Origin of the sequence: Vibrio sp. FF266 (genome assembly GCF_041439695.1) — a bacterium.
In the GTDB taxonomy this organism is placed as follows: Bacteria; Pseudomonadota; Gammaproteobacteria; order Enterobacterales; family Vibrionaceae; genus Vibrio; species Vibrio tasmaniensis_A.
This window is the reverse complement of the sequence record NZ_JBGOOO010000035.1, coordinates 35,798-44,111: the sequence shown is the minus strand read 5'-3', so window position 1 is coordinate 44,111 and position 8,314 is coordinate 35,798. Positions and strand designations below refer to the sequence as shown.

Below are 8,314 nucleotides of genomic sequence, written 5' to 3'. Positions count from 1 at the left end.
TTACCTCAGCCTTCCAAGCTGATGATGCGGGTTCGATTCCCGCTGCACGCTCCAATTCCTCTTTATGTTTCGTTACGTGTTTTCTTCCAGCGATACCCTATTCAAAAAACTTCTCCGCTCGTTAAATCTATAAGCATTAATCCATATAGCTTAAACCCATTTTGTTAAGTCTAACCAACCACCGCTAATTGAGCCGCTAGCGCTATTAACTCCTTAAATCGCTTCGAATTTCTTAAACCTTTCCCATCACATATTGCAGTCTAGCTTTTAACGATTTTCAAAATTGTTCCAATTTAATAATCTTGGTCAATATCTGCAAAAATCATTGTGTTAATGTGCGCGCATTAGCAACAACCAAAAATAATTAAAAATGTTTAAAAGCAATGAGTTAACAATAAACATCGAAGCAATCAATGTCGCACTGTCAAAAGTCGAAAATGCGAACAAAATTCAGCTTAATACGTTGAAAGGTTATGTGAGCAGCGAACCAGAACAGGCCGTGCTTGCGTTTCGTTCTTTGAATGAAGTGGAATCGATCGACGACAAGCTTAAGAAGATCATGTCAGAGCTACCACACCTCAGTGGCGAAGCTCACCACCTACTAGAAACATCGATCCTATTACAGTAGTGGCCAAGAAAGATAAGTCTCAACTAGCGTGATGAACTAAGACTTATCTTTTAGCTTTCTGTTTTTAGTACTTTTCTAGCAGCTATTTCTAGCTCTATTAGATAATGCCTAAAGCGTTATCGACTTCGCCATGCCCGCTTCCGCATGTCCTGGAATATTGCAGGCAAATTCGACTTGATTATCACCGTGGAAATGCCAAAGCATCTGCTTTGCTTTGCCCGGCTTAACTGTAACTGTGCTGCCCGAGTCATGAGCGTGATTACCCATGTTTTTCATCATTTCACGGTGCTCTAACTGCTCTGAAGCAGAACCAATCGAGAATTCGTGATCAATCTTGCCCGTGTTCATAACAACGAACTGCACCACGTCGTTCGGCTCAATATCAACCTTGTTCTTAAAGGTGATTTTCATATCGTCACTTAACAGAACATGAACCACTTTATCCGGCTTTGCGCCTGTCGCAGGCATACCCACTTCAGACATGCCTTCCATATTCATCATTCCATCCATATTCATCATCTTCGAATGGTCCATCTTTCCATCCTTCATCATGCTGTGATCCATTTTTGAATGATCCATCTCTCCACTCTTCATCATCGAATGGTCCATTTCAGCAAAAGCCGTTGCAGTAGTTAACGTCATTGCAATCGCAATAAGTGTCTTTTTCATGATCGTTCCTTAGATTAATTCAGTTATTTATTTGTTAGTTTCACATGTTCATGTGGTACGCCCTTACCCACTCTGTTTTTGGTAGGTAAGGGCTAATAATCAATACGTTATTTGTTTGTCTCGTTTTGGCTATGCGTAATCTCACGCTGTTTCCAGAGCTTAAAGATTGCAGGCAAAACCAGTAGGGTAAGCAACAGTGCAGACGCCATTCCGCCTATCATCGGCGCAGCAATTCGCTGCATCACTTCAGAACCCGTTCCCTCGCCATACATAATTGGAATGAGGCCAATAATCACCGTAAGTACTGTCATCATCACTGGGCGAACACGTAGTCCTGCGCCCTCACGAATCGCATCCGTTAAGTCTTCACCCTGAAGCGCTTGCTGGTTCTGCTCCGCATCCAATTTCTTGTAGTGCCATGCTTGGTTTAGGTAGACCAACATAATGACGCCTATCTCAACAGCTACCCCGGCAAGGGCGATGAAGCCCACCCCCACTGCAATGGAGAAGTTGTAATTGAGGATATGCATTAGCCATAAACCACCAACCATCGCGAGTGGTAATGTCAGCATGATCATCATCACCTCACCGACACGGCGGAAACTGAGGTAGAGCAACAACATGATGATGGCGATGGTAATTGGCACAACGACACTTAAACGTTCTTTGGCGCGCTCCATGTATTCGTATTGACCAGACCATGCCAATGAATATCCAGCAGGCAAGACGATTTGATCTGTAACGACTTTTTGCGCCTCTGCCACATAAGAACCAAGGTCGCGACCTTCGATGTCAACGAACACCCAGCCATTAGGACGCGCGTTCTCCGTCTTAATCATTGGTGGCCCATCTTCATAGCGAATATCCGCGACATCAGACAAAGCAATTCGCGCTCCATTTGGTGTCACTAACGGCAGGTTCTGCAGCTTAACGACAGAATCACGATAGCTTTGTGGGTAACGGACATTGATTGGGTAACGCTCTAGCCCCTCAACGGTTTCGCCCACGTTCATGCCACCAACCGCAGTCGAAATAACCTGTTGCACTTCTTTAATGCTCAAGCCATATCGCGCAGCAGAACGACGTTTGATGTCTATCGTGACATAGCGACCACCAGCCACACGTTCGGCATACACAGAAGCCGTACCGCTAACACCATTTAAGATAGGTTCGAGCTGAGAGCCAATGTCCTCTATAACACTCAGATCTGGCCCTGCTATTTTGATTCCGATTGGCGTTTTAATACCGGTCGCTAACATGTCGATCCGAGTCTTGATTGGCATAACCCATGCGTTAGTCAAACCGGGGAATTGAATCAGAGCATCAAACTCTTTTCGTAGCGACTCAGTAGTGACACCGTCACGCCATTCATCTCTTGGTTTAAGCTGAATAACCGTTTCAATCATAGTCAGTGGCGCAGGATCGGTTGCTGTCTCTGCTCGGCCAATTTTTCCCCACGTGGTTTCGACTTCTGGAATGGTTTTGATGAGCTTGTTGGTTTGTTGCAACAACTCACGAGCCTTACCTATTGAGATACCCGGATACGTGGTTGGCATGTACATCAAATCCCCTTCGTCTAAAGGAGGGATGAATTCACTACCAAGTTTACTGGTTGGGTAATAAGCAGACGCCATTAAGCCAAGTGCGATAACAATCATCACCTTTGGATACTTTAGGCTGAGGTTCAGAAGCGGTTTATACATCGCCACTAGGCTGCGGTTTACTGGGTTTTTGTGTTCAGGTAGCACGTTGCCGCGAATGAAGTAACCCATTAGCACAGGCACAAGCGTGATAGCCAAACCCGCCGCTGCCGCCATCGCATACGTCTTGGTAAACGCAAGTGGCGAGAACATCTTGCCTTCTTGCCCTTCTAGCGCGAACACAGGCACAAAGCTCAAGGTAATGATAATCAGAGAGAAGAAAAGCGGTGCGCCAACTTCTTCTGCTGCCTTACCAATCACTTGCCAACGGTTTTTATCAGTGAGCGGAGTCCGTTCAATGTGTTTATGAACGTTCTCGATCATCACTATGGCACCATCCACCATGGCGCCAATCGCAATCGCTATTCCGCCAAGAGACATGATGTTGGCGTTAATACCCTGCCAATGCATAACGATGAATGCGCCTAAGATACCAACAGGTAAACTTAATGCGATAACCAACGACGAGCGGATATGGAACAAGAACAGCGCACACACGACGGCGACCACGATGAACTCTTCAGCCAGCTTCTTCCAAAGGTTTTCAACGGCTGAATCAATCAAAGTCGAACGGTCATAAGTCGCGACAATCTCGACACCGTCAGGTAAGCCAGCTTGCAGTTCAGCGAGCTTGGATTTGACTGAGTCGATCACTTCACTGGCATTTTCACCAAAGCGCATCACGATAACGCCGCCAACCGCTTCTCCTTCACCATTAAGTTCAGAGATACCACGACGCATTTGCGGGCCAAGGTTAATGTCAGCAATGTCACCTAATAGCAGCGGAGTACCTTTGTCGGTCACTTTTAGCGGCAGAGATTGAATATCTTCGATGCTTGTCAGGTAACCGGTGGTACGAACCATATGTTCGGCTTCCGCAATCTCAACAACAGACGCTCCTGTTTCTTGATTACCATCTTGGATTGCCTTGTTGACTTGCTGAAGCGTCAGGTCATATGCACGTAACTTGGCCGGATCAATCTGTACTTGATACTGCTTCACCATGCCACCAACGGTCGCCACTTCAGACACGCCTTCTACAGTTTGCAATTCATACTTCAAGAACCAATCTTGCAAACTACGAAGTTCCGCTAAGTCGTGCTGACCTGTTTTATCTTGCAACACGTAGCTGTAAACCCAGCCCACACCGGTTGCATCGGGTCCTAGTGTTGGCTTGGCACTCGATGGCAAGTTAGGTGCAACTTGGCTTAAGTACTCCAACACTCGTGAACGCGCCCAGTACATATCGGTATCGTCATTGAAGATGATATAGACATAGGAATCACCAAAGAACGAGTAGCCACGAACTGTTTCAGCACCCGGTACAGCTAACATGGCGGTGGTCAATGGATAGGTCACCTGATCCTCGACCACCTGTGGGGCTTGACCCGGATAACTGGTTTTGATGATTACCTGAACATCTGACAAATCAGGAATGGCATCGACAGGTGTATTTTTAACGCTGTATAAACCGCCAAATACGATGGCGACAGTGGCAACCAGCACTAAGAAACGGTTGCTAATAGACCAGCGAATAATTGCATTGATCATAGTTCGCCCTCACCCGTGCTATTCGTCGGTTCGAGAGATTTGAGCACATAATCAGAACCTTGCTTCGCCACTAGAAACCGAATGGTTTGACCCTCGGCAAACTCAGATAAATCAAGGTCATCACTGGCTTGGAAATTCATTTCACCCGCTTTCCAATTCCACTCAGGGACTGGCTGATGTTTTACAGTGATCATGCCAAAATCTGCCATCAACATGGTGATGTCACCCGTTACCCAAACTTCGCCGGCGATCTTGTGTTTGTTGACCTTGTAATCAACAACCTCGTACTGCCCTGACTCTGTCTTTCTCATCTCAAAATCAATCGCCTTACCACGTTTCACGTCACTCATGTCTAAGCCTTCCGCAAAGGTGAAATTCATCACCATACCCGGCCAATCCCATTCAGGAACAGGCTGATGGTTAATCGTCACCATACGGCTGCCTTGCATAACGTCGGAAATTTCACCGTTTGCCCACACGGTTTCAGCTTCTTCCTCAACACCATTGATGCGTGACAGATCAGCAGATTGGCTCGCTTCAGAATCCAACATGAAGTGCGCAGAAGTGACAATGTTCTCACCTTGCTCTAGCCCTTGAAGCACCTCTATTTTTTCGCCAGCTTCACGACCAACCTCAATACGAGCAGAGCGATACTTGCCAGAACCTTCTGACATCACCACTCGAGTCATACCACCGGAGTGAATCACCGAAGATCTTGGGATAGTAAGAACCGCTTCATCACTAATGGGTTTCAGCGCAATATTGGCAAACATATTTGGCTTAAGCTCGCCATGGGGATTGGAGAACTTCAAACGAACGCGCAAGGTTCGAGTTTTTGGGTCAAGGATTGGGTACACGTAATCGACATTACCCAACCACTCTTTGCCGGGAATGGCATCTAGCGTCATCACCGCATTGCTGCCTGACGAGATCCAATGCGCTTGGCGCTCAAACACCTCTGCATCAACCCATACTTCGCCTAATGGGCCAGCACTGATCACCGCTTGTGCAGGTGAAAGATAACCACCTTCTCGGATATTCAGGCTTGCGATGACACCATCGGCTGGCGCTTTGACTTCAATGGTTTGCGAGGCTTTGCCTTTGCGCGTAATAGCGCGGATTTGAGTCTTATCAACACCCAAGGTAATTAGGCGTTCAGTCGAGCCCTTGATCAAACCTTTACGACCCGTTTTATAAGCACTGATCAACTCTTCTTGTGCTTTAACAAGCTCTGGAGAATAGAGTGTGAAAAGCACATCACCTTTGTTTACCTTCTCACCCACTGAGTTGATGTAGAGCTTCTCAACCCAACCAGCTGCTCTTACGTTGGTTTGCCACAATGTACTTTCATCGAACGCCACATAACCCACGGTTTCAATCCGAGGAGACAGCGCTTCGAACTTAACTTTCGCTGTTTTGACACCCAGATTATTTTCTACCGACGAATCAATGAACACGGTACCGGGCTCATCTTTAACACCACTTGAGTCATCCGCGTAAACAGGGATTAAATCCATCCCCATAGGTGACTGACCCGGCTTGTCTCGCTGATAATTTGGATCCATCGGAGCCACCCAATACAGAGGTTCATCCTTGGCCTGTTTACTTACATCTGCGCCTGTACTCGTTGCCATTGCTGACATGTCATGTGCTGGATTAATTAGAAAATGGTTCACACCAAAACCCAATGCACCACCGACCAATAAAGCGATTGTTGCTACTTTTACTGTACTCATTGTCTATTCCCTTATTGATTGGCTGTGTGTTTAGTCGCGCTTGAATTGAGTTGTGGTTGGTTTACTTGGTATTCAAAGCCACTGACTAACGCCGCCAGTTTGCTGTTAACGATGTTGAGATCGGTGATCAAACGTTGTTGCTCTAACTTAAGCGCCAGCTCATCGGTCGTTGCTAAAATGACATCGTTAAACTGGGCGGTATTGTTTTGATAGCCCCTCTCAACCGCGCTGATTCGGGCTGCGGTTTGAGGAAGCAAGGACGTTTGATAGCGATCTAATCGCTGGATCAGATTTGATCTGTCCACCAGCAATGCGTTCACTTGCGCGTTCATTTGGGAAAGTAAGGTGTCTTTTTGAGATTTGGCCGCACCAACTTGATACTGAGCAGCCGATAAGTTTTTATCTTGTCGGTTCCCTGTAAACAGCGGGATGTCGACAGTCAGATAAGCACTTACCAGATCAGAAGTTGGTTCACCCGCCATGTTATTGGCTTGACGGTGTGCATACATCACTTCCACCCCAAACTGCGGGGTATAAGCTTGCTCGGCTAACTCAACCTGAGTTTGATTGGAGGAAATACTGACATCGGAGATCTTAACCAAAGGATGGTCAGTCAGTAGCTGGTAGTGCTTGGTTGAATCAATATTGGTCGCTAATTTACTTTCCAACAACGACCAATCGATTTGGTTAGTTGCATTCAGTGTGCCCTGAGAATCAAGAACCTGAGAGCCTAGCCAATCAGAACCCAACCATTCAGAAAGCTGAGAGATTAGACGACGCTGAACCTGCTGGTTTGCCTGAAGTTTCTCATCAAGCTTGCTCACTTGAAGCTGAGCGTTAAGCAGATCTTGCGCTTCACTTTTACCAATCGAGTAATTGGTTTGTACATAGTTTTCAAGCTCAACCAACAAACGACGATTTTGACGAATCACCGACTCAGCCTTTTGCTGATAACCTAACTCAAGCCAAAGCTGCGTCATGCTATTCGCAACCGTCAATTCTCTTGCTTGCACCTGCAAAGCTAAAGCATCTGCCTGTTGGCCTGCCTTTTTCTGTTGGAGGTTAAGCGTATCGCCACGCTCAAACTGCTGCATCAGCCCTACCGATATATTAGTCATCGGGTCTTCGTCGAATTGAAAGCTATCGACAGGCAAACCGCCAAATCCAACTTTTAATTTCGGGTCCATTAAGGTCGCGCTGGCAATGCCCGTTTCTCGCATCGCTTGAGACTGAGCAAAGTACTGTTTGCGATTTCCATCTTCGCTTAAAGCAATCTCAATCAGTGTATTGAGTTGCTGCGTCGAGCTTGCTTGGTCATGTGCTGAGATGTGTTGAGCATTTGAAGCTGACGCCGTGGTAGCCGCGAGCGTAGCACTTGAAAACAAGGCCATAGGCAAGGCAGCAGCAACCACTAAGCTCGTGTTCATGACAAACACAGAGGTTGTTGGTTTCATATTCACAATGAATGTCCATATCTAGCGCTAATTAGCGCATAAAAAAGAATGGCTTATCAGATTTATCTAACTGATAGAGCTGTATTTTTAGATATAGGTTTATGCGGAAGGTGGGCGTAGCAAAGATTGTGCACGTGCGACTTTCTGGCCAATCGTGACCGATTGAAAACGAGCTAATGAAAAGGAAAGTTGATCAACGGCTTGAACAGCCTGGATTGGATAGGGACTTGCAGAACACATTGAGGCACAGCAATCGGCACTCGAACAATGGTTACCCATCATCGGAATGCCGTCTTCGCTCATTGAAGACATATCGAATTGAGCCATCAAAGCATGGGCACTCATGTTAGAGTCTTCAGCGTGTACTTCTTCACTCATCACATGACACCCTGCCATTGAATCATTAACCGAAGTATCGCTGTGGTAACAAGCCGACTTGCTCGACCCCATTTCCATCATCATTACTTCAGTCATCAAGGCTGAGGAGCTTGAGGCATAGCTAGACATCAACATCGCAATGATGCTGAAAACAATAATCCAAGTTTTTCGGAATGTGTTTGTCATAGTTTACCTTTG

6 protein-coding genes are annotated in these 8,314 nt (G+C 46.3%); 1 reads left to right on the top strand and 5 read right to left on the bottom strand.

All coding sequences use genetic code 11. From position 1 onward, the window contains the following. The first annotated feature begins 370 nt into the window (after positions 1-370). A complete protein-coding gene (locus ACED59_RS19720) occupies positions 371-628 on the top strand; it encodes a hypothetical protein (RefSeq protein ID WP_016788617.1) in 258 nt (85 codons plus the stop codon). Positions 629-736: 108 nt separating this feature from the next. On the opposite strand, the gene ACED59_RS19715 is transcribed toward ACED59_RS19720, so the two are convergent. The 5 genes from ACED59_RS19715 to ACED59_RS19695 form a co-directional block, all read right to left on the bottom strand. Next, positions 737-1,297: a cupredoxin family protein gene (locus tag ACED59_RS19715; RefSeq protein ID WP_017099022.1), complete on the bottom strand. Its 561-nt coding sequence runs from the start codon at positions 1,295-1,297 to the stop codon at positions 737-739. A gap of 107 nt (positions 1,298-1,404) precedes the next feature. Beyond that, positions 1,405-4,548 (bottom strand): efflux RND transporter permease subunit, encoded by a 3,144-nt coding sequence (locus ACED59_RS19710; protein WP_017099023.1) that lies wholly within the window; start codon positions 4,546-4,548, stop codon positions 1,405-1,407. Next, a complete protein-coding gene (locus ACED59_RS19705; RefSeq protein WP_017099024.1) occupies positions 4,545-6,284 on the bottom strand; it encodes an efflux RND transporter periplasmic adaptor subunit in 1,740 nt (579 codons plus the stop codon). Before ACED59_RS19705 ends, ACED59_RS19710 begins: the two co-directional genes overlap by 4 nt. An 11-nt stretch (positions 6,285-6,295) precedes the next feature. Further along, a complete protein-coding gene (locus ACED59_RS19700) occupies positions 6,296-7,738 on the bottom strand; it encodes a TolC family protein (RefSeq protein ID WP_029224059.1) in 1,443 nt (480 codons plus the stop codon). A gap of 99 nt (positions 7,739-7,837) precedes the next feature. Further along, a complete protein-coding gene (locus tag ACED59_RS19695) occupies positions 7,838-8,302 on the bottom strand; it encodes a hypothetical protein (protein WP_017099026.1) in 465 nt (154 codons plus the stop codon). Positions 8,303-8,314: the final 12 nt, after the last annotated feature.